Below are 21,664 nucleotides of genomic sequence, written 5' to 3'. Positions count from 1 at the left end.
CGGCTCGGAGAGAGTGTGAGCCTTAGATGTTGGCAAGCAACTCGTTGACGCGCGATTCCATGTCGGCGAGAGCTGCGTCGACTTCCTTCTGGCCGGTGATGGCAGCGCTCATTTCCTGACCGATGATGTCCTGGATCGCGAACTGGCGCTGGACGGTCGACGGCAGCGGCGTGCCGAGGGTGGCAATGGCAGAGATCGTGTCACGATGCGGTAGGGCCTTGAATTCGGCCGACGCCAGCACGGCTTTGACTGCCGGCAGGTGGCCGGTGCGCGACCAGTCGAAGTCGTTGTCGTGGAAGAACTTCAGGAACTTGCCGATGGCAGCCGTTTCTTCAGGCGAGCGGTCCTTTTGCGACACAGCCCAGCTATGACCGTCGGCATACTGTGCCTTCTTGCCGCCGAAGAGCTGCGGGTAGGGATAAACGGCGTAGCCGCCCTTATTCAATGCCGTACCGGCGGTCTCCGACGAAGCCGTATAGTCCCCGATCACCCACGTCCCGTTCAGGTGGACGCCGCCTTCGCCGGAGAGGAAAGCGTTGATGCCGGCAGCGTAATCCAGGTCCTTTGTCGTATCGCCGTTGTCATAGATCGCCTTGTACATCTCGAGCACCTTCTTGGCCTCGGGCGTATTCAGCTTCACCTGTTTCGGATTGGCAAAGAAGGCGGAATCCTGCTGGAAGAGGTAGGTGTAGAGATTGCGGGTATAGAGCGCGACCTCGTTTGCAAGATTCTGCACGAAGTAGGGCTTGCCGGTCTTTTCCTTGAACTGCTTGGCCTGCGCCAGAAGCTCCTCGGCGCTGGTTGGCAGCTTGGGCGTGCCGTCGGCGTTGACGAGATCGGCCTTTTTGAAGAGGTCCATGTTGATGTGATAGAGCATGGTCCAGTTGTCGATCGGCAGGCCGTAGATCTTGCCTTCCTTGGTCACGCCGCCGAGGCTGGCGTCGGTGAAGTCGGTAGACGCGACGCCGACCGATTTCAGCACGTCGTCAAGCGGCATGATCAGGCCCTTCGACTGGTAGTCGGCAAGCACCGACTGGTGGATGGTGACGATGTCAGGCGGATCGCCGGCGGCAAACTGCGCTGTCAGCTGGTCGTAACCCGGCCACTCGACGGTCGTCACGGTGGCATGGACGTCGGGATTATCGGCGTTGAACTTGTTGATCAGCGAGGTGATGATACCGCATTCGCCGACAGCTTTGCCGACGTCGGTGTTGGTGCCGAAATCCGCGTCGCAGGCGCCGAAGAAGCGCTGGACGGTGAGTTCCGTTGCCGCAAAGGCTGGCGTCGCACCGGCAAGGGCGATCACCGAGGCCGCCGCCAGCATGTATTTCCTCAAGGTATGCGTCATTCCAACTCCTCCTCTTCGGGTCTTTGACCCTGGCTTCAGCCCCCTCCCCGGGAGCCGGTTGCGACGACATCGTCCGGAAGCTCAGCGCACGGCGGCGCCCGAGACTGCGGTCACGATGTATTTCTGGAAAAACAGGTAGAGAATGAGGATCGGCGCACCGGCAAAGACTGCTTGCGACATGAGGAATCCGAGACCCTCCGATTGCGCGAAGTTGGTCTGCGTCGAGGCGATCCCGATCGTCAGCGTATACATTTCCTTTTTCGTGCCCGAGATCAGCGGCCAGAAGTAATCGTTCCAGGCGCTAAGGAAGGTGAAGATGCCAAGCGTTGCCTGTGCGGGTATCGTCAGAGGCAGCAACACCTTCCAGAAGATCTTGAAGCGGCTGGCGTTGTCGAGCAGCGCTGCCTCATCGAGCTCCTTGGGGATGGCGCGGAAGTACTGCGTCATCAGGAACACGCCAAACGGAGCGGACAGGCCGGGCAGGATCAGACCATGATAGGTGTTGTGAAACTTCAGCCAGCTGAAGAGCTGGTGACGCGCGATCAGGACCGCCTGTTCGGGTACCGCAAGGCCGAGCAGCACGATGATGAAAAGCGCGTTGCGGAACGGGAAATTCAGTCTTGCGAAGCCGTAGCCGGCGAGCGACGAGAGGACCAACGTCATGATCGTCAGGCCGCCTGAGACGATGACGCTGTTCAGGATCCAGCGGAAGACCGACGAGGTCGCCAGGATATTGATGTAGTTGTTAATCGTGTAGGGCGCATGGAAGACGGAGTTCATATCCGCCATCAGTTCCTTGTTGTCCTTCAACGAGAGCCCGATCACCCAGACTACCGGCGCCATCATGATCAGCGCGCAGAGAACGGCAAGGAGCAGGATCACGCGATCGCCGGTCGAACGGCCGACCATGTTGCCACCGGAAGCGCTCATCCTTCTTCTCCTTTGCGGCGCGAGATGAAGTACTGTGCCATGGCGGCAATCAGGATCAGGACGAAGAGAACTTCCGAGGCTGCAGCACCGAGCCCCAGGTCCCATTTGGTAAAGGCGGCTTCGTAGATGTAGAAGACGATCGGCTTGGAGACGTTGTTCGGACCGCCGAGCGTCATCAGCTTGGACTGGCCGAACAGCTGGAACTGCAGCACGACCTGAATGATCAGGACGAGGACGAAGGTTCGCCGGATCGATGGCAAGGTGATGTGCCAGAGCGTGCGCCAGCGGCTGGCATTGTCGAGTGCTGCCGCCTCGTAGATCTCTGCCGGGACCTGTTGCAAGGCCGAGAGGAAGAGCATCATCGGAAGACCGATGCACCACCAGATGGTGGCGATTGCTATGCCGATCATCGCGAGCTTCGGATCGGAAAGGAAGGCCGGCGAGGTTGCGCCGAACCAGCCATAGACGGTGGCGAGCAAACCAAAATTGCCGATGAAGACGATGCGCCAGATCAGCGTGACGATCGTCACCGACAGCACCGACGAAGAGAAATAGATCGTGCGCAGCACTGTCGCCGTCTTCGTCTTCCGGTTCAGCGCCAGTGCCAGCAAAAGCCCGAGGACGGCCAGCGCCGGCACCGTCAGGAAGACGAAATAGAAGGTGTTTCCAACCACCTGTATGAAGATCTTGTCGCGAAAGAGACGCAGGTAGTTGTCGATGCCGACGAAGCGTCCGGTACCGAAGGCGTCGGCCTTGTGCAGGCTGAGCCATATGCCCCAGAACAGCGGCACGACGAGCAGGGTGACGAAGAAAAACAGGTAGGGCGCGACGAAGAGCGCGTTGCGCCAGAGCGGCGCATTGATGTTCTGCCCCGTTTGCCGCGCGGTGGCTTTCGCCGCCGAGCGGGTGCCGGACAAGGTCGCCTCAGCCATGTCCCGGCTCCTCATTGTGCCAGGCGCTGCCTTCTGCATCGAAGAGATGAGCGCGTGTGCCGTCGAGCGTAAGCCCCACCTCGTCGCCGATCGCGACGCGGCTGTTGCCGATATCCTCGGCCACGACCGTGCTGCCGTCCTTGAGGCGCGTATAGAGAAGCGTGCGGTCGCCGAGGCGCTCGAGCACTTCAACCTTGCCTGTCGTCGTTGCCGGAACGCCGTTTGCGAGTTTCACCGCCTCGGCGCGGATGCCGAGCGAGTGCTCGCTGCCTTTGACGCCGGCGGCGCGGATTGCCGTCTGCAGTTCGGTGCCGTCGGGAAGCCTGGTGCTGATGAAGCCGTTCTGCTGCGATAGGCCGACACTCAGGAAATTCATGGTCGGCGAGCCGACGAAGGTGGCGACGAAGCGGCTGGCGGGACGGGAATAGATCTCCATCGGAGAGCCTATTTGCTCGATCTTGCGGTTGTTCATGACGACGATACGGTCGGCAAGCGTCATCGCCTCGATCTGGTCGTGGGTGACGAAGATCATCGTCGATTTGACGCGATTGCGGAGCTGGGCGAGCTCGACGCGGGTGCGAACGCGCAACGCCGCATCGAGGTTCGACAGCGGCTCGTCGAAGAGAAAGGCCTTCGGCTCCTTGACGATGGCACGGCCGATGGCGACGCGCTGCCGCTGGCCGCCGGAGAGCTGGCCGGGTTTGCGCTCCAGGAGATGGCCGATCTCGAGCATGCGGGCGGCTTCTGCTACGCGGGCGGAAATGACGTCGGCGGGAATGTTGATGTTGCGCAAGCCGAACGCCATGTTGTCGGCAACCGTCATGTGCGGATAGAGCGCATAGCTCTGGAACACCATGGCGATGTCGCGCTGTCCGGGCGGCAGCGTGTCGATGCGCTCGCCATTGATCGAGATGGTTCCTTCATCGACGCTTTCCAGGCCGGCGATCATCCGAAGCAGGGTCGACTTCCCGCAACCTGACGGCCCCAGGAACACCATGAACTCGTTGGCTTTGATCGACAGCGAAAGGCCGTCGAGCACGGTCATCGAACCGTATCGCTTGCTGACATTGTGGATTTCGATATAGGCCGTCATCCGACTGCTCCTATGCTGCAGTCAGAACCCGAAAAGTCGATATGAACACGTGGCTGGCCTATCTCGACCGAGAGAGCGCTCGCTTTGACAAACGGGCTCTCTTCAGTCAGTGATAGTGCCAAAACAGAAGCGGTCGCTTCCATCTTTTCCTCCCAGTGGCACGTCAAAACCGGTGCGCTGACGTTAAATCATACAATTGTGATGTCAACATATCTTTTGATATGTATCATGATATCTGATTTGAAAATCACGCCTGCAGCCGGATCATCCGGTAGGAGAGCGGCGCGATTTTTGCGCTGAGCTTTCCACCCGCAAATGACGCGCCATCAGCCCTCCGGGGTACGACATTGTCGGGCTTTTCGGCGGTGTTGGTTATGGTGAGATCGGCATGGGCAATCACCTGGTCGTCGATGATCCTGAGCGTCCCGAATTCCAGCAGGCTGGCGTCGAGATCGAGCGCTTCCGTGCCGTGGCGATTGACGATGAAGAAGGTGACCGCCCTGCTGTCCGCATCGTGGACGGCGGAGACGTCGAGATAGGGCACATCGCCGAGGTCGTCGACCTTGTAGCTCGGGCTGTCCACCATCAGCTTCAGCGCCGTGCCGCGACCGAAGACCGAAGCAAAATAGTAGGGATAGAAGATGGTCTGGCGCCATGCAGCGCCCTCCGGGGCGGTCATGATCGGCGCAATGACGTTGACGAGCTGAGCCAGGCAGGCGATCTTGACGACATCGGCCCGGTTGATGAAGGTGTTGAGGATGCAGCCGACCTGCAACACGTCCTCGAAATTGTAGTCGTCCTCGAGCAGGGCCGGGGCATGCGGCCAGCCGTTGGCGCCGGCCAGCGTCGCCTTGTCGCGCTCCTTGGAATGATACCAGACGTTCCATTCGTCGAAGGAGATGTAGACGTCCTTTGTCGAGCGCTTTTTCGCCTTGATGTAGTCGATGACGCCGGCGACCGTGCCGATGTAGTTGTCGAGCTCGATGCTGCGGGCGAGATAATTCGCCGTGTTCTTGGCGCGATTCTCGAAATACATGTGCAGCGAGATGTAATCGACCTCGTTGTAGGTGTGGTCGAGAACGGTTGCCTCCCATTCCGGGTAGGTCGGCATGTGTGCGTTGGACGAGCCACAGACGACGAGTTCGAGCGAGCTGTCGAAGGCGCGCATCGCCTTGGCTGTCTCATGCGCCAGGCGGCCGTATTCGTCCGCCGTCTTGTGGCCGATCTGCCAGGGGCCGTCCATCTCGTTGCCGAGGCACCAGAGCTTTACGTCCCATGGCTCGGCGCGGCCGTTGGCAACCCGCTTGTCGCTCCATTCGCTGCCGCCGGGGTGGTTGACGTATTCGAGGAAGTTGCGGGCTTCGTCCAGCCCGCGCGAGCCGAGATTGACGGCGAGCATCATCTCGGTGTTGGCAGACACGCACCAATCGGCGAATTCATGCATGCCGACCTGGTTGCTCTCGGAGGTATGCCAGGCAAGATCGAGACGCGTCGGGCGGCTCTCCTTCGGGCCGATGCCGTCTTCCCAGTTATAGGCCGAGACGAAGTTGCCGCCGGGATAGCGCACGATCGGAACATTGAGTTCCTTGACGAGATCGATGACATCCTTGCGCATGCCGTTCTCGTCGGCGGTGGCATGATCGGGTTCGTAGATGCCGGTATAGACGGCACGGCCGAGGTGCTCGATGAACGAGCCATAGAGACGCGGGTCGATTTCCGAAATCGTGTACTTGCTGTGCGCTGTAACCGCAGCCTTCATGACGTCCTCCACTATATCGCATTTTGTGATTTATATCACAATTTGAGATGAATAAAGCGGAAGCCCCGGTCGTGGTCAAGGGTAAAATTCAGAAAACCGGATATAGTCAGCGGGTTTTCAGACGCAGCAGGATATCCTGGTCGTAATTGCCGAAGCCGCGACCGAATATATTGATGCCGCCGGGATGCTTGGCGTCGTCGCGCACGCCGATCCGCAGGCGGATCGAATGATGTTCGTCGAGCTTCAGGTCCGCGAGCGTGACATCGGAGATGCGCAACCCGTCGACGAAAGCGCCGTCGTCATTGATGCGGAAATTCTTGAGCTTGCCATATTGCGAGCCCTTCAGTTTCCACCAGTCGGGCGTGAAAACCCCACGTTTGTCGCCGAAATCGCCCGGAGATGTCCATGTTCCAATGTCCGTTCCGTTGACCGTAAGCGTGATGTCGGAGGGCCAGTCGGCGCTGGTGCCGGGCACTTCCGAGCTCAGTTCCATGACGAACTCGATCTCGCGGACGCTGGTGTTGGTCAGCCGCGCATTGTTGGGAAACTGGTACTCCACATGGCCGCGCGTGAACCAGATCAGCGCCGTTTTCATGCGGTCCGGATCGAAAAAAGTATTGGGAACATCGAGCAGTCCAATGATGCCGTCGACCGAACAGAGGCCGCACGGCGCCGTCACCTCGAAGCTCGTATAGAGCCCAAGCGGCATCGACACCTCGATCGCATCCGGTTCGGTTTCCTTGATTTCATTCTTGAAGACAACCAGGATCTCGTCATAGACGCTATGGCAGACCTTCTGGTTACCCTTGCGGGCCTTCTGCGTCTCCGTGCGGATCAGCCCCGCCTCCTCCAGCATCTGCACGTTGGTCGAGACGCTGGATTGCGGCAGGTCAAGGATTTCAGCAATCTCGTTGACATTCAGCGGCCCCTTTTCGTGCAGCAGTTTCAACACGGAAACCCTTGCCGGCGATGCCAACCCCTTGAGAATAGGCATGCCCTCTTCGGGGTCGACGACAAGAAAGTTGCGGCTCATAGGGTTCCGATCGGGCAAGATAAGGATGCGTATCTATGTTCTATATCAACAATTTTGATTTATTCAATCGACTGCCCGGCAAACCGGCGACAAGTGGATTGGCGCCTCTGAAACGTCCGTCTGCCGGTGTTTCGAGACAAATGGCTCCTAAACCGCGGTCCTGATCGTAAAAGGGGGAACGCACCACGATATTCAAAGGTCATCAACACGCCGTCACCATGACCTGCGAGATAGGCGCAACAAACGATGGATGTAACAGGGCTTCTGACTGCCCGACCTGTCTAATTCGAAAACAGCCAGAACCCGATCGGAGAGCCAATCCGCTTTTGTTCGGGGCAACAGGATCGTTTGATGTGCCTATGATGTTGGAGGTTGAATACAGCCCGTTGCGGCTGAACTACGCAACAGATGCAGCAGCCTTGGCTGGCCGCCTACGAATGGCCACCGCACTGTCGACACCGCTGATGCCGTGCTCGGAACCGCGCAGGATTGGCCCGGATACCAACAGCCGCAGTTAGATGGTGACATTCAGCAAATTGGTTTAAGTTCATACCCCTCCGCCTGTAGAACGCACGATGAACGCCGGCCTAAGATATCGTAGGCTTATCGCTATCAACAGCAGATGAGTAATCGGGAGGATGTGCCAAACGGTCCACCATCCGTTGAATGCTGAATATGCGACAAGCGAAGCAGATGCGATTGGAGCAATGAAGATGCTGGCAAGAAAAATCCAGCTCAAGATAGCGGTGAGGCAGATGTAGGTGATCTTACCCATAAATATCGACATGGTTCATTCTGATATACACAATTGGCGATTCGGTCATGTCGTCGCAGATTACCCAAGGGTTCACCATGAACAAAGCTGGCTCAGCCGCTGCACCAATTTTGGAACGACAAATAGAGCGGTTGCTCCGAAGAATGGCCGATCTTGAGGCCGCCGGCGATTATCTTTATCAGGAGACGGATGCTCCCGACCTGGGAAAAATTTGGCCGGGCTTCGGTCGTGCCGTTGCCCGGGGCTTGATACGCGAAACGGCGATCTCTGACCGCAATGTATACGGCTGCGCTTATCATCTTACTGATAAGGGCAGGCTGGCCATCGGTGGACAGAAAGAGCCTCACTTGGCTGGCAAGTTTACTGCTTGGGTCAAACAATTGATCAGTTAGACGCCCTCGCCTCAAACTGTTGCCGGTTGGTGACGGTGGCGACCCTCATTCTCCTACCGAGCGATTAGAAGGGGTCAGGATCGACCCCTTCTCTTAGCGCCGGGACACCAGTTGGAAGAACAGGTGCGCTGCATTCGCCTCGAAGGGGAGATAGCCGAGCTCGTCGATGATCAGCAATTTTGCGAATGGAGGGTAACAGTGTAACAGTTCAGCGTCCACGGCTTGCAGATATGGTCCGCGGGGCTTGGATTTTCGTTTCAGTCGGCGAGCGAGATTGGAGCATGAAACACACAGAACATCTGCCACGTCTCCTGCAAACCGTCCTTAGGCAACAGGATCGGCGGCGAGTGGGGGCAGTTCAGCTCAGGTATGGTAAGCATTGCGCTTGCCTGYAGCACCTTCGACGTCAGCGAGGCCTACTACCTGCTATCCGTCAGTGGGCAACCAGCACCTTCGATTGGCACGGCGGCGGCGTCAGGCAGGTTCGGCGGTCAGCTCGATCTCGATCCGGAACGGCTTGTCTTCGTCGACGAAGATGTCGCGGCTGCGCGGCAGTTCACAGCGTGGTGACGCCGGCATGCATAGCTTGCGGCTTACACTATGCGAGGCGTATACGCGCCTGGTTGAGGCCCCATCCGAAAGCAGCTCCCATGGCGGCGCCCACAGCTTTTATAGCAACATCTTCAAGGCGAGCGTGCCTAGTGTGAGATAAGAGTTGCAGCAGCTCAATGGCTCCGGCCCCAACAACCAATGGCATGGCCAATCGCATGCCTCTATTGGGATATCCAACGACAAAGAGCACGCTCACAAGCGCAAATGCCAACGCTCGATCAACATTTACCGGCAATACGTCGTGCGGTCTTAGCCCAATTGGCGAAACAGTAGCGAAAACTATGCCGGCTAGAATAATCCAAGCTGCGAATTTCAAAATTCGATCAGTCATCATTCCACAACGTATGCACAATTGTTGCGACGCAGCAATCCAAGAAGAGAGTTCAATCCAGCGTATAAGGAACGGAACGGAAGACGATGAAGTTATCGCAGCGGACGCTCAGACGGGAATTCAATTCAGTCCGACGCGGCCACGGCCATCTCACCAGCGATGGTTTAAGGAAATAGTTCGGCGCATATGGCAGTACCTGGTACGTCCGCGGAGGGTCTTCCAGAATCTCTAGCAAAAGAGGCCGCCCCCCGGTCAAGGAGAGGCGGTTTTCTATTGGCATGGTGCGATACTGAAACAACTGTTTGCGAACGCGAGAGAACCAACCCCATGATGATGGGGCCGCGGGGTACCAGCCCTTGCGCGCACGGTGGTTTGAACTATTGTTCATTGCGAAATAAAATCCCGAGGATGCAAATTGCTCGATCGTCGCTCGCTTCTGAAGAACACCGCGGCTATCGCCGCTTATGCTGCAATGCCCGTATCCACACGAGCGGCAGAGCAACAGACCCTCCGCAGCGCAGCCCTCTCTAGAGGTTTGCTGTATGGGACAGCGGTCGGGGCGAAGCTTCTCAACAGCGATCCGCTCTACCGCGATTTGGTGGCTAAGCAAGCTGGCATTCTCGTTTGCGAATCCGAGTCGAAGCGGAAAGTTCTTCAGCCGACGCAGGATACCTTTAATTTCGGGCCAGCGGACACCATTTGGCGTTTCGCCGCAACGAACGGACAGAAGATGCGCGGCCACACGTTGATCTGGCACGACTACAATCCAGATTGGGTTGTGGATGCACTTGCGCGAAAACCGAGTGAACGCATCATCACAGACTACATTTCGACAGTCGCAAGACGATACCGCGGCAGAACGCATTCGTGGGACGTCGTAAACGAAGTGATTAACATCGAGGAGAAATACCCAGATTTCATGCGGCGGAGCTCTCCCTGGTACCAAGCCTTCGGTGAGAGTTACATAGATATCGCGTTCCATGCCGCAAAAGAAGCTGATCCGGACGCAATTCTGTTTTTAAATGAACTAAACCCAGAGGCGGACGAACGGTGGAGCGCTAACATCCGAAGAGGCACTTTGGATCTGATTGACCGACTTCTTAGGCGAAACGTACCGATTGAAGCTGTTGGTATTCAAGCGCATTTGAAGGTGTTTCGTACAAGCTACAACGACGATGTTTTCTCGAAGTTCCTGGATGAAATTATCGCACGCGGCCTCATGGTGATGATTACCGAATTGGATATTACGGATATCGATGGTCCGGCCGACCCCGAGGTTAGAGATGAGGCTGTTGCCTCTCTTGCCAAGAGGTTTCTTGATGTTGCATTCAGCAAGGAACAATCATTGGGATGCCTTACCTGGGGGATAACCGACCGATATTCCTGGCTTAACAGCCATTGGAAATATAAGCACCCCGATGGCCGAATTTCTCGATCGCTGCCGTTCGACACCAACTACAGTCCCAAAGCTATGTTTAGCGCCATGGTGTCGGCGTACTCCGCCGCCCCGACGCGATCCTGAGGCCCAAGCCCCGATATGTGCGACCTTGTTGCGGAAGCCGAGACCCGGAGGGTTGTGACTGTGACGCCAACGGGCGGCGATCTACGAAGAGCTGGGYAAACCATTAGTGGACGAGCTCTTGTTGGCCTCCCCGGAGCAAAAACAATCCTTCTTCGGAAGATCGTCTAGCCTTGGCGCGATCGCAAGATAGGCTGCCATGGCATCCACGCGGTCCTAGAGAGCCAAACGGTGTCCCCCCGGAGACGAGCGACATAGCGCGTGTGGACGATGACAATGGCGATGACAACAAAGATCCAGCTTTGTTTGTCCGGAGAGAAGAACTGACTTTCAGACAGGTTCTGAAGCATTCCAAACATCCAGATCGAAAAAAGCATTGGGTTGAGGAGCGCGTCACCAGGCATTGACGTTGCGAAGCGTACGAACGGCACGATTAACAGCGCTACCAGCGCAAGACCTAATCCTAGAACGCCCGTCGTCAAAAGGATTTCTATGTAGCCGCTATGGGAATGTCCAATCTGGGTTATGAACAGCGTTTTAGCAGTTTTGTAGATGGGCGAGTCAAGTCCAATTGCCCAGAAAGAGCCATATCCCGACCCAAGGATCGGATGATCTTGGATGTAGGGAAGCACCGATTGCCAGATTTCGACGCGCCCAGACAAGTTCGCCGGGTTCGTAAAGAACGCGTATAGCTCATCACTTAGCGTGTAGAGCACCACACTCATGCTTAAAACTGCCGTTGCCATCACTAAAACGAAGACCGAAGGCGCCCTTCGCAAAAGCAGAAACCGATAGACTAGGCCGGTTGTGAGCACCAAAGCGAACCACCCGAGCGAAGTCTTAGACTTCGTCATCACCAAAAAAAACACAGCCATGCCGAACAGTAGCCAGTCTAAAAGACGCCTGCGATTTATCGCGTGATGAAAGAAGAAAACGGACGAGTGTATCATCACTGCACCCGCAACGTTTTTGTGCATCATTGCACCTCGCCAAGCCCCAACTAGCGACGTGTCCATCTCGTCGTCAGGGTGAACTGCAAATGACAAGATCGGAATGCTATGAAAAATGGCAGCCAACGAGGAGCAGACCACGAGACCAGCGAGGAACGCGTAGACAGTCTGAATGGTTTTCTTCGCCCCTAGCGACTCGACGCAGAAACCAACAGCAACAAGGATGATATACATCCCGAGTGCGCGACGAAACGAAATGCCGGGAGCAATTGCCCATGTAAAGCTTATCAGACACCAGGCGCAAGCAAGATTATATGCGAGCGGAATTGGCATCGCAGGCAACCCGCCTGACCTAAAGATTGTATATCCTGAAACCCCGAAAAAAATTGCGAAATAGGTCAGTTGTCGAAAGACACTGCCCGATGCACCCGCGATAACGGCCTCGCCAAGAACATCTCTGGAAACAAGAGTCGATGCCGCCGCATCGTACCTCAGCTCGACGATGACCGAAAACAATACTGCAACCAGGCAGAATCCGTAGAATAGATCTTCTCGTGTCCAGCTTTCCAGAAGCCTAGATATGAGGCCGCGCCTGTGACGGGGATGAGCGAAACCGAACCTACTGCCAACCACCGACATTCATGAGCCTTGATTTACTAAACGAGAACCGTCTTAACCCGCTTACAAGATCGTTCGGCGCGTGCATAGTGCCACTGTTATCCTGCGGAGTAGCAATGCTTAGATATTTATTGGCGTCGTTGCCGAAACTATACAGAAAAGCAGCCGGCCACTACGAGTGACACTGGCATTGCAATGCATCTGGAGAGCTTCCACGCTTTCACGGTCTGGAGGGGCGCTGCATGGGTACATGAAGCGACGGCGCCTCCCCGATGGTTTCTTGGGAGCATCCGGCCATGACGCGGAGCGAGGAAGAGTGCCGTCTTGGCCCGATGTTTATGGAGAGAGAGTGACATCGATATCTCTGTAGCTGACTGGCTTACTGCTTCGCCGCGCCCACCGCCATCAGCAACTGCAACCGCGATCGTCTCTTTGTGAACATCCAATCCGACATATGTGATAGCTTCGTAAGCGCACAATTCCCCGCACCTGTTCACTGAACAGCGAATGAAGGATTCTGTGTCCACAAGGGAGACTGTGGACACAATGACATTGGATATTTTGAAGGGCTCAGGGGGGCTTCGGGCTGTGAAGGTTCTTTCCAACGGGAAGCGGCGTTTCGATCCCGTCGAGAAAGACCGGCTGATCGACGCTGCAATGAAGCCCGGGGTATCGGTTGCCCGTCTGGCACTGGCGCACGGCGTCAACGCCAATCAGTTACGCAACTGGGTGAAGCTTCGCCGAGATCGGCAGGCCCAGGGTGGTTTGACGGTTGTTGCAGGACAGGAAACGTCGGCCTTTGTTCCGGTGGTTGCAGCGTTGCCGATTTCGCGGCAGCCCGACATGCCGGCCCGGCCATCATCGGCAGGAATGCGGCTGATTGCGTCTTTGCCAAATGGTGTGCGGCTTGAGCTTGAGGATGTGGATGAGCGGGCCCTTTCCGCGATGATCGAAGTTTTGGGGCGGTGCAATGTTCCGGCTGGCTGACGATCTTCGCGTTTATCTTCACCGGGACCCGATCGACTTTCGTGCGGGGATCAACAGCCTGGCGATCCTGGTCGAGCAGTCGATGGACCTGAGCCCGTTCGAGCGTGCTGTCTTCGTCTTTTGCAACCGCCGGCGCACTCGGATGAAGCTCCTGTTCTTCGAGCGGTCAGGGTTCGTGCTTGTATTGAAAGCTTTGTCCGAAGACCGGTTTCGCTGGCCCCGCCGCGAGGCACCGGTCGTGACGCTCGATACCGAACAATTGCGCTGGCTGCTTGACGGCATCGATCTCGACGCGATGGTGCGCCATCCTGTTCGGCAATATGAGTTTGTCGGCTGAAGGCTGTTGACGAAGCGGGGCGGCTCAGATTCAAAGCTACGATGACACGAGCCGGCACCCCGACCGTTGCGGAACTGATGGCGCTTCTGGCGGCGAATGCTGCCGAGAACGCCGCGCTGCGGGCTGAGAGAGACGCCCTTGAGCAGCGTGTCTTCAAGCTCGAGGAAGAACTGGCGCTTGCACAACTGCATCGTTTTGCGCCGCGCAGCGAAAAGCATATGGACCGCGTCTTCAATGAAGCCGAGAACGCCGCTCTCGAGGCCGATGCTGATGAGGGCTTGGCCGACTGTGACGAGACCGACGCCACTGAGCTTCCCGACACGGGATTGCCAGAGGTGGAAAAGTCCGAAGGCCGCAAGCGCGGGCGTAAACCTCTTCCGGCAAATTTGCCCCGCCAACGCGTTGAATATGGCCTTGCCGACGATCAGAAGACCTGTCCGTGCTGCCGCCATCCATTGCATAGGATGGGCGAACTCGTCACCGAGCAGCTGCATATCGAGGTGAAGGCCACGGTGCTGCAGAATGCCCGGGCCAAGTATGCTTGCCGCAACTGCGAGCGCACCGATATCAGCACTCCCGTTATCATCGCGCCGATGCCCGCACAGCCCTTGCCGGGCAGTATTGCCACGGCCTCGACGCTGGCCTTTGCTCTTGTTCATAAATATGTCGACGGCACACCGCTCTATCGCCTGGCACAGGCCTTCGAGCGCGCTGGCGTCCCTGTCAGCCGTGGCGCTCTTGGCCATTGGGTGATCGGCTCCAGCGAAAAGCACCTCGTTCGCATCTACGATGCACTGAAGCAGCGGCTCTTGTCGCAGAACGTCATTCACGGTGACGAGACCACGGTGCAGGTGCTGAAGGAAAAGGACAGGAAAGCAACTGACGAGTCCTACATCTGGGCCTATCGCAGCGGAAAGGATAGTGTCGAGCCGGTTGTGCTGCTTGAATATCAGCCCGGTCGCGGGCAGGTGCATCCGCAGACTTTCCTTGGTGACTATCGCGGCATCCTGATGAGCGACGGCTATCAGGGCTGGCGCACCCTGAAGGGCGCAACGCATGTCGGGTGTATGGCTCACGCCAGGCGACGCTTCGTCAACGCCTTCAAGGCCGGGAAGAAACAAAGCGGGCCGCCGGCGCAGGCATTGAAGTTCTTCGACCAGCTCTATCGGATTGAAAGGCAGGCGCGGGACGAAAAGCCGGATGACGGCGAAACGCAGGCCGATTGCATCCGGCGCTTGCGCCAGAAGCATAGCGTTCCAGTCCTTGATGCCCTGAAGGAGTGGCTCGACAGGATGGCCCCCAAGGTCGTGCCCGACACCAAGCTCGGCGATGCGATCTCTTATACGCGAAACCAGTGGCAATATCTGACCCGCTACACTGAAGACGGCAGGATGCCGATCGACAACAATTTATTGGAACGCGATATCAGAGTTTTTGCCACTGGAAGGAAAAGCTGGCTATTTTGCGACACTGTCGACGGGGCCAAGGCAAGCGCCGTCATCTACAGCCTTATGCTGACCTGTCGCGCCTGTGGCGTCGAGCCATTCGCCTGGTTGCGACACGTCTTCACCGAATTGCCGCAGCGTCCGGACGGCACAAATATCGACGATCTGCTCCCATTTAACTTCGCCAAATCCACTGCCGTATAAGCCGCTGCGGGCCTCACAATCCACTGCGTCAACGCGCAGCGAAATGAGCGCTTACATAGCTTCGTCCATGGCCCGTCTCCTATGCATGAGGCTCTGTGCGAGGTTAACTTACGCAACCCTCGATACCTGCATATTGTGAGACGGGTCACCCGGTCCCAGGGCGAACATTTAGTCTAGTTGGAATTTGTCGACGTCTCATAGACCAACCTATTCTTCCCAGATTTAATAACACGCCAATCAGCTAGCCTTCGGTAGAACTTGTCGCTCAGGCATATCTGCAAAAAAACCACGGCAGCAAGGCTAGCGGGGTATGAACGATAGAGAAGAGCCCGGCAAAACAAGGTGATGGCCAGAAAAGGTCTTTGAGGGTAGATGCTCTTGGCATAGTGCCATCCGCGGTAGCCGTGATAGGCTTTGCTGGGGATCTCGCTCCGTATATCTTCAAGCCATTCAAGCTTTCCCACTGAAGATCGTCCGAGTGACAGACGGTCCTCGCGGTAACCATCAAACCATACCACCGTGGGCTCATCAATCATGAAAAATTTGCAGCCAGCAATGTCGAGCCGTATCGCAAAATCGGTGTCATCGCCAAAAACGGCATCTTCCCGATATCTGATACGGCGCGCGATTTCCGTTGAAAGAGCTAAGCCGCTTGTCTGCACAAATCCACGGTCGCATATCAGGTATAGTGCCATGTTTTCGTAAGGAGCCACCCCCCGCGGCGGCTTAACGAATGAGTTGCCGTTCCCGCGGTCGACGATCACTGGCGAGTAAACCGCGTAGCCTTCCCTGGACATAAGCGCGTTGTTCATACTCTGTAGATGCTGCGGCATGAATAGATCGTCGGAGTCCAGAAAGGCTACGAATGTTCCGCGAGCCGAATCTACCCCTGCATTGCGCGCAGCACTTGCTCCGGCGTTCGACTGACGGATGAACCTGACGCGAGGATCGGTTACAGCGGCCATTGTCTCGGCTATATCGTCATCTGAGCCATCATCAATGATGATAATCTCGAAATCCTGGAACGTCTGGCAGAATACTGACTGCAACGTCCTCAGCAATAAATGGGCTCTATTGTAAACCGGAATTACAACTGAAAACCGCGGCATCGATTGTTCGCTCACGCTTCGCGCCTTGTAAAACCAATAACAAAATCTGAAAATCTTCTATAGGAGTGAACGGGAAGTACAATCTGCAACATCACCACCATAGCCAATTTTGGCCCATAGCAACCGTTGATCAATGCCGTGAAATAATACGTCAGCGCAAGAACGGGCTGTCGCGGTGCCAAGCCCTTTGCGACATGCCATCCTCGATAGCCCAGATATGCTTTCCGCGAGATCAAAGGCTTCATTTCTTCGAGCCAACCAATGACCCTATTGCCCTTTCTCGATGCAGACACGCGCTTAGGATCTTCAACATCGTTCCAGATCACGGTTGGCGTTTCCAGCATCTGAAATTTACAACCAGCCCGAAACAGACGGACGGCAAAATCGGTATCTTGCCCAAAAGGCAGGCCGGTCCGATAGCGAACCTTTTTCGCAACGGCACTTGGGACGACTAAACCACTTGTCTGAACGAAACCGCGATCCCTCATGACATAGTCTGACATATCTTCCTCTGGACCAATCGAACGTGGCGGTTTTACAAAGGTTTTGCCTGCACCACGGTCGACAATGACAGGTGAGTACACCGACAGATTCAGAGTTGTGTCGTCCGACAGCGCGCGGTGCATAGCCTCCAAATGCGTCGGCAAAAATCGATCATCCGAGTCAAGAAATGCAATGTACTTGCCTACAGCGAGGTCAATCCCCTTGTTTCTGGCAGCACTCCCACCGGAGTTCGGCTGGCTAACAAGTCGAATTCGGGAGTCCCTCACCCTCTCGACCGCTTCCTGTGGAGAGTCTTCAGACCCGTCATCGACAACGATAACTTCGTAGTCGCCAAAGGTCTGGTCTATTATCGACCGCAATGTGCCGCCAATGCAGTCGGCACGGTTGTACAGAGGTATCACAACTGAAAAAAAAGGTTGCTTAGTCATGCTTGTCTCCGTGCTGGATTATTTTCACAAATGATCGCATCTGCGAAACCGTGATAGCCGCCAAACGAGAGCGGGATTGAGTCAAACGATCTGCCGACCCGCTTTGATACCGATCATTCCCAACATAGCATCACACCACAGGCGGTTCAGAAACCAGCTGAGCAATAGGTAGGTCACTCCACCTGTTGAGAGGCCAATAAAAAGACGGACTAGCGTATTCTCCCACGGGTAGGCGGCAACCCACGCTGCCATGGCAGTCAGGATCGTGACTATGAGCGGGGTGATCCATTGCTCGTTATACTCAATGAACCCTGCACCGGTGATCGGCTTCACCACGAAACGCCAAATGGCCAGCGTAAAAATCACGTAGAAAATCGTAAGCGCGAGAGCGACGCCGTTCGTTCCCCACATGCTGCCGAGATAAATTGTTGGCACGATCGTCACGGCTACCGTTAGGCTCTGTACAAGCGCTAGCCGCGCATTTCCAGTGCCGTAAAGCAGACTACCAACGGGATTTCCAAGCGCCCGGAACATGCCCCAAACTGCCATAATTCCAAGCAAATCAGCTGACTGAGCCCAATTGGGTCCAAAAACCAACTCAATGACCTCGTGCCGGAAAACGGCAATGGCAGCGTATATTGGAAAGTTGATAGCCGATGTCGTCCGAATTGTTGCAAGGTAGACTTTGCGAAGCATAGTTTTATCGTTCTGAGCTTTGGCAATAAGTGGCGTGCCAACCCGTGTCACAATTGGGTTGGTTGCGAACATCACTTTCAAACAAAGCTCTCGCGGAACGGTATAAAAGCCCAGCGCCGCTCCCCCTAGTATGCGTCCCACAATCATCACATCGGCCTGAAGGGCGGCTGTGTTTGCCAGGCTTGTTGCGAGTAGGTACAGACCAGCTCGAAGATTTGCCGATGCCTCTCGTATCCGAAAGTGCATACCCGGTAGCCAGCCATCACGCACAAAGAGAAAATAGAGCGCGCTGTTTCCCGCCGCTAAGGCAATGACGCCTAGAACGAGTGAGTATACGCCACCACCTAAATAGGCAGTCACTATCGCTAGCACTGTGCTGACGGTTGCGGAAGCTAGTTCGACCATTGCAATTGGTCGAAAAGCAAGCCGCTTCTCCGCTAGCACTTTAACTTGCTGGCCGATTGCGAGAAGAAAAAACGAACTACCCGCAAGCGTCAGCGGTACTTCCAATCCTGGCGCGCCATAGAAGCGAGCAACCCAGGGGCTTGCCAACCAAACCAACGCTGAAAGGAGCGCGCCCATTAGCACGTTTAGCCAATAAAGCGTCGATAGGACCTCCTTTGAGATCTCTCGAGTATAGATGATTGTCGTACTTACACCGAGGTCGGCAAACAGCTGAATGAATGCGGTGACGCTCAGGATCATCGCCATCATGCCGAAATCCTGCGGTGAAATCAGACGCGCTAGTACAATGAGCTGGAGCGTCTGCAGCACGACCCGGCCCACGGTGACAAAAGTGGTCCAACGAACTGCGGAGAAGGCTTCGGCCTTTACGGTCATTACAAGCCCTCCGGAATGCCATACGATCGTACCACATTCGCAATCTGTGCGTCATTTCCGGCGTTATCGCCGCGGTTGGTGTTCTGCAAAGCGACGCCCTGCGATCCGGACCATTCGTAAAATCTGATCCAGCCGTCCACCTTGCGAACCGACGCTCCGTTCAGCCGAACCATCCAGTTGAGCCATACGTCATCCGTCGTTGGGCAGAGCTTCTGAATCGTCTCTACGTTGCGCGCGTGAGCATGAAGAATGCCAGGCGGATAAAGAACGCCACCGACACCGGTAAAAAACACGTCAGGCGCACTGCGCGCCGGCCGTATGTTGAAATGCCAGCTATCGTAGGGTTGAAAGCCTGTCTCGCTCCGCTTCATAACGTGCGCCCGGTGGCAGAGCACCTCAGGCACACCGACCTTGTACTCACTTACCAGCCCAGCCAGCCAGTACGGCGGATAGTAGACGTCATCGTCGGCCGTGACGATGATGGAATCGCCGTACTGTTGAAGTGCAGGGATAATTTTCTTGTAAGACCGCAAATTTTCGGTTGCCTGGATCGTGAGCCCCGCGCCCTCAAGCGCCCGAATTGAGGGCGGCAACGCTAAGATGTCCTCATGCGCAATCCATAGGACAACGCCGTCAGGCGAAACGTCCTGTGTGAGGATCGTCTTGAGGGTCAGTTCAAGTACATCGTACCGCTTGGGATACGATGTCAGTGATACGATCAGCCGATTGGGCAGTCCATGGTGGGCGCCCCGCTTACGGTGGCGCCAACGCCAATTGGCCCAAGCCTCAAGGCCCTTCATAAAGGCCGGCTTCGCAAGAGATTTGAGATGCGTCAGCAAGATCAGTTCGTCCTTCCGAGCCTGCGGGCAAATGCACCCATGAGGAGGCTTTTTGCGTCACACGGCTGCATTAACGACCACCTCCATCCTTGGTGGCAATTTAACCGCCCGAACGCTCATCACGATGCCGCAAGTCATTATGATCTGGCCCATCAACACACCCAAGGTCGCGTACACAGGGCCAATCATCACCAGCAATGCAAGGACGGCCGCAACAGTAACCACGCAGGCTTTCATGCTCGCGTCGGCGAGTTCGCGAAACCGCCCCTCCGCCTGAAGAAAGACGTTCAATGGCGTCTGCCCGCATTGCACAAGACAAATCACTGTCCATACGGCGAATGCGACAAGCACGAGGTTGGCATCGAGGCCCGGCTTAAACGCCAGCCCAGGAAAATAATTCAATACGATTGCGATCGCAGCGATTGTCAGGACCCAGATGAGGAAGAGGACCGCCATGAAACGCATGGCAAACTTGAACGCCGATGCCCTGTTGCCTGCAGAAAAAGCGCGTGCCATGGCGGGGCGCTCGATCTGCGTGAGAGAGACCATGCAAACGCCGATCGGCCGGAGAAAAAGCATAGCGGCCGCGATTGGCGCGAATGCTGCGGGTCCCGCGATAGAGGCGACGAGATAAGAGTGGGCATTGTTGGTCGCCTCTGTCGTCACCAACCCGACAACAGCCCAGCGGGATTGATCGCGCCAGATGGGTTTGTATGCCGTGATGGACGCCCGCCAGTCGATGCGGAGATGCTTCAACAAGAAGGAGACCCCGAACGGCGCCATCCCGGCCATGCCGGCGGCGGCAAAGATCATCGCAGCAAGCAGAAGCGTCACGCCATTGAACCAGGCCAGCGCCAAGCCGATCAAAAGCGTGGCAGAGTAAATAACATCTGAGGCTGCAGCCTTGATGGGGCGATGTGTGGCGTAAGCATCCGTCCTGCCGAACCACCGGATCGTGAACAGACCGCTTGCCGCCGCAAAACATAGCGCAACCGGCCAACTAGCGCTCCCTATCCAAAGCGATGCGGCCGCTGCCACGACGCTGTTGCACAGTGCCAGCGCCGCATTCACCGAAAAGAAGCTGTCGGTGGAAACACTGTCGGTCGTCCCCTGACTGACGAGGACGGTGTAGGGTGCCGCAACCACCGAGTTGCACATGCCAGAACCGAACTGCATGAGCGTTAGCATGAACGCCACTAGACCGAATTCGCCCGAACCCAGACTATGAAGGATGGCAAGCTGAATTAGAAGATGGCTGGCCGATACCGCTGCGGTGGCGAACGTCGCCAGTCCGTAGTTTCCAAGCAGCGAGAGTATGTTTTTCGTTCTCATGAACAAGTCCACGCCCAATGGATCATTGAAGCCTCATGCTGCAAAACGCTGGGCAAGCAAAAATGCTTCGTGAGTGTCATCGAAAATCAAAAGAAACCTCCAATCACCGGTTAGCTCTTCCGTCCAATACAGGCATAGGAGAAGCCGTGCTTTGTCACTTCGGCCGCAGGGTAAACGTTGCGCAGGTCGATAACCGCTGGCGTTTTGACAACCTGTTTCAGCCGCTTGAAGTCAAGTGCACGGAATTCCTCCCACTCCGTGACAATAACCAGTGCGTCGGCGTTCTCTGCAATTTCATAGGGATCCTCGCCGAAGGTGACGGGACCAAGAAGACCTTTCGCCGCGTTCATACCCTCCGGATCGTAGGCGTATACCGTGGCGCCGCCGTCGAGCAGCGCCTGGATGATGGTGATCGAGGGGGCGTCGCGCATGTCGTCGGTGTTCGGCTTGAAGGTCAGGCCGAGAATGGCRATCTTCTTGCCGCGCACGKTGCCGYCGCAGGCGGCGATGACCTTGCGGCCCATGGCGCGCTTGCGGTTGTCGTTGATCGCCACGGTCGTCTCGATCAGGCGGACCGGGCTGTCGAAATCCTGGGCGGTCTTGACGAGCGCCAGCGTGTCCTTCGGAAAACAGGAGCCGCCGTAGCCGTAG

General features: G+C 56.4%; 19 protein-coding genes and 1 pseudogene. 6 read left to right on the top strand and 14 right to left on the bottom strand.

The window, feature by feature from the left end; translation table 11 throughout:
• Window positions 1-22: 22 nt before the first annotated feature.
• From AC1DMK_RS20805 to AC1DMK_RS20780, 6 genes are all read right to left on the bottom strand, one after another.
• Window positions 23-1,348 (bottom strand): extracellular solute-binding protein, encoded by a 1,326-nt coding sequence (locus AC1DMK_RS20805; protein ID WP_477861622.1) that lies wholly within the window; start codon window positions 1,346-1,348, stop codon window positions 23-25.
• 81 nt (window positions 1,349-1,429) lie between these two features.
• On the bottom strand, window positions 1,430-2,278 hold the full coding sequence (locus tag AC1DMK_RS20800) for a carbohydrate ABC transporter permease (protein WP_477861620.1): 849 nt from the start codon (window positions 2,276-2,278) through the stop codon (window positions 1,430-1,432).
• Window positions 2,275-3,210: a carbohydrate ABC transporter permease gene (locus tag AC1DMK_RS20795; RefSeq protein WP_477861619.1), complete on the bottom strand. Its 936-nt coding sequence runs from the start codon at window positions 3,208-3,210 to the stop codon at window positions 2,275-2,277. The genes AC1DMK_RS20800 and AC1DMK_RS20795 overlap by 4 nt, the downstream gene beginning before the upstream one ends.
• A complete protein-coding gene (locus AC1DMK_RS20790) occupies window positions 3,203-4,303 on the bottom strand; it encodes an ABC transporter ATP-binding protein (protein WP_477861617.1) in 1,101 nt (366 codons plus the stop codon). Before AC1DMK_RS20790 ends, AC1DMK_RS20795 begins: the two co-directional genes overlap by 8 nt.
• A 247-nt stretch (window positions 4,304-4,550) precedes the next feature.
• Window positions 4,551-6,062: an arabinosylfuranosidase ArfA gene (arfA, locus tag AC1DMK_RS20785; RefSeq protein WP_477861615.1), complete on the bottom strand. Its 1,512-nt coding sequence runs from the start codon at window positions 6,060-6,062 to the stop codon at window positions 4,551-4,553.
• Window positions 6,063-6,168: 106 nt separating this feature from the next.
• Window positions 6,169-7,095 (bottom strand): helix-turn-helix domain-containing protein, encoded by a 927-nt coding sequence (locus AC1DMK_RS20780; RefSeq protein ID WP_037058280.1) that lies wholly within the window; start codon window positions 7,093-7,095, stop codon window positions 6,169-6,171.
• Between the two features lie 822 nt (window positions 7,096-7,917).
• Here AC1DMK_RS20780 and AC1DMK_RS20775 point away from each other — a divergent pair.
• Window positions 7,918-8,262: a hypothetical protein gene (locus AC1DMK_RS20775; protein WP_477861613.1), complete on the top strand. Its 345-nt coding sequence runs from the start codon at window positions 7,918-7,920 to the stop codon at window positions 8,260-8,262.
• 96 nt (window positions 8,263-8,358) lie between these two features.
• Here the strand turns inward: AC1DMK_RS20775 and AC1DMK_RS20770 are convergent.
• Window positions 8,359-8,568 (bottom strand): annotated as a pseudogene (locus AC1DMK_RS20770) (ATP-binding protein); the annotation flags it as partial.
• Between the two features lie 63 nt (window positions 8,569-8,631).
• Here AC1DMK_RS20770 and AC1DMK_RS20765 point away from each other — a divergent pair.
• Window positions 8,632-8,832 carry a hypothetical protein gene (locus AC1DMK_RS20765; RefSeq protein ID WP_477861611.1) on the top strand — a complete coding sequence of 67 codons (201 nt, stop codon included), beginning with the start codon at window positions 8,632-8,634 and terminating at the stop codon, window positions 8,830-8,832.
• A 788-nt stretch (window positions 8,833-9,620) separates the two neighbouring features.
• On the top strand, window positions 9,621-10,727 hold the full coding sequence (locus AC1DMK_RS20760) for an endo-1,4-beta-xylanase (protein ID WP_477861609.1): 1,107 nt from the start codon (window positions 9,621-9,623) through the stop codon (window positions 10,725-10,727).
• Window positions 10,728-10,891: 164 nt separating this feature from the next.
• Here AC1DMK_RS20760 and AC1DMK_RS20755 read toward each other — a convergent pair whose 3' ends face one another.
• Window positions 10,892-12,190, bottom strand: a complete 1,299-nt coding sequence (locus AC1DMK_RS20755) for an O-antigen ligase family protein (RefSeq protein ID WP_477861607.1) — start codon at window positions 12,188-12,190, stop codon at window positions 10,892-10,894.
• 648 nt (window positions 12,191-12,838) lie between these two features.
• On the opposite strand from AC1DMK_RS20755, the gene tnpA reads away from it, so the two are divergent.
• Genes tnpA through tnpC form a run of 3 tightly spaced genes read left to right on the top strand, consistent with a single transcriptional unit; the run spans window position 12,839 to window position 15,265 of the window.
• Window positions 12,839-13,279 carry an IS66-like element accessory protein TnpA gene (gene tnpA, locus AC1DMK_RS20750; RefSeq protein ID WP_477861605.1) on the top strand — a complete coding sequence of 147 codons (441 nt, stop codon included), beginning with the start codon at window positions 12,839-12,841 and terminating at the stop codon, window positions 13,277-13,279.
• On the top strand, window positions 13,263-13,616 hold the full coding sequence (gene tnpB / locus AC1DMK_RS20745; protein ID WP_477861603.1) for an IS66 family insertion sequence element accessory protein TnpB: 354 nt from the start codon (window positions 13,263-13,265) through the stop codon (window positions 13,614-13,616). The genes tnpA and tnpB overlap by 17 nt, the downstream gene beginning before the upstream one ends.
• Before the next feature lie 41 nt (window positions 13,617-13,657).
• Window positions 13,658-15,265 (top strand): IS66 family transposase, encoded by a 1,608-nt coding sequence (gene tnpC, locus AC1DMK_RS20740; protein WP_477861602.1) that lies wholly within the window; start codon window positions 13,658-13,660, stop codon window positions 15,263-15,265.
• Window positions 15,266-15,438: 173 nt separating this feature from the next.
• Here tnpC and AC1DMK_RS20735 read toward each other — a convergent pair whose 3' ends face one another.
• The 6 genes from AC1DMK_RS20735 to AC1DMK_RS20710 all read right to left on the bottom strand — a co-directional run.
• Complete coding sequence (locus AC1DMK_RS20735) at window positions 15,439-16,389, bottom strand: glycosyltransferase family 2 protein (RefSeq protein ID WP_477861600.1); 951 nt, start codon at window positions 16,387-16,389, stop codon at window positions 15,439-15,441.
• Window positions 16,386-17,306: a glycosyltransferase family 2 protein gene (locus AC1DMK_RS20730; RefSeq protein WP_477861598.1), complete on the bottom strand. Its 921-nt coding sequence runs from the start codon at window positions 17,304-17,306 to the stop codon at window positions 16,386-16,388. The genes AC1DMK_RS20735 and AC1DMK_RS20730 overlap by 4 nt, the downstream gene beginning before the upstream one ends.
• 81 nt (window positions 17,307-17,387) lie before the next feature.
• Window positions 17,388-18,842 (bottom strand): MOP flippase family protein, encoded by a 1,455-nt coding sequence (locus tag AC1DMK_RS20725; protein WP_477861596.1) that lies wholly within the window; start codon window positions 18,840-18,842, stop codon window positions 17,388-17,390.
• Window positions 18,842-19,681 carry a hypothetical protein gene (locus AC1DMK_RS20720; protein ID WP_477861594.1) on the bottom strand — a complete coding sequence of 280 codons (840 nt, stop codon included), beginning with the start codon at window positions 19,679-19,681 and terminating at the stop codon, window positions 18,842-18,844. The genes AC1DMK_RS20725 and AC1DMK_RS20720 overlap by 1 nt, the downstream gene beginning before the upstream one ends.
• Before the next feature lie 57 nt (window positions 19,682-19,738).
• Window positions 19,739-21,013 carry a polysaccharide biosynthesis protein gene (locus tag AC1DMK_RS20715; RefSeq protein WP_477861592.1) on the bottom strand — a complete coding sequence of 425 codons (1,275 nt, stop codon included), beginning with the start codon at window positions 21,011-21,013 and terminating at the stop codon, window positions 19,739-19,741.
• Window positions 21,014-21,123: 110 nt separating this feature from the next.
• On the bottom strand, window positions 21,124-21,664 hold a 541-nt coding region (locus AC1DMK_RS20710; protein WP_477861590.1), incomplete at its 5' end, for a UDP binding domain-containing protein.

The organism is Rhizobium sp. 05L419 (assembly GCF_056397845.1).
The sequence above is the reverse complement of the archived record's forward strand: the minus strand, read 5'-3'. Positions and strand labels throughout refer to the sequence as shown.

Bases quoted from the DNA above. Each gene is read 5' to 3' on its own strand.
- AC1DMK_RS20805 (WP_477861622.1), bottom strand. From the start codon at position 1,348: ATGACGCATACCTTGAGGAAATACATGCTGGCGGCGGCCTCGGTGATC.
- AC1DMK_RS20800 (WP_477861620.1), bottom strand. From the start codon at position 2,278: ATGAGCGCTTCCGGTGGCAACATGGTCGGCCGTTCGACCGGCGATCGC.
- AC1DMK_RS20795 (WP_477861619.1), bottom strand. From the start codon at position 3,210: ATGGCTGAGGCGACCTTGTCCGGCACCCGCTCGGCGGCGAAAGCCACC.
- AC1DMK_RS20790 (WP_477861617.1), bottom strand. From the start codon at position 4,303: ATGACGGCCTATATCGAAATCCACAATGTCAGCAAGCGATACGGTTCG.
- arfA (WP_477861615.1), bottom strand. From the start codon at position 6,062: ATGAAGGCTGCGGTTACAGCGCACAGCAAGTACACGATTTCGGAAATC.
- AC1DMK_RS20780 (WP_037058280.1), bottom strand. From the start codon at position 7,095: ATGAGCCGCAACTTTCTTGTCGTCGACCCCGAAGAGGGCATGCCTATT.
- AC1DMK_RS20775 (WP_477861613.1), top strand. From the start codon at position 7,918: ATGTCGTCGCAGATTACCCAAGGGTTCACCATGAACAAAGCTGGCTCA.
- tnpA (WP_477861605.1), top strand. From the start codon at position 12,839: ATGACATTGGATATTTTGAAGGGCTCAGGGGGGCTTCGGGCTGTGAAG.
- tnpB (WP_477861603.1), top strand. From the start codon at position 13,263: ATGTTCCGGCTGGCTGACGATCTTCGCGTTTATCTTCACCGGGACCCG.
- tnpC (WP_477861602.1), top strand. From the start codon at position 13,658: ATGACACGAGCCGGCACCCCGACCGTTGCGGAACTGATGGCGCTTCTG.
- AC1DMK_RS20730 (WP_477861598.1), bottom strand. From the start codon at position 17,306: ATGACTAAGCAACCTTTTTTTTCAGTTGTGATACCTCTGTACAACCGT.
- AC1DMK_RS20725 (WP_477861596.1), bottom strand. From the start codon at position 18,842: ATGACCGTAAAGGCCGAAGCCTTCTCCGCAGTTCGTTGGACCACTTTT.
- AC1DMK_RS20715 (WP_477861592.1), bottom strand. From the start codon at position 21,013: ATGAGAACGAAAAACATACTCTCGCTGCTTGGAAACTACGGACTGGCG.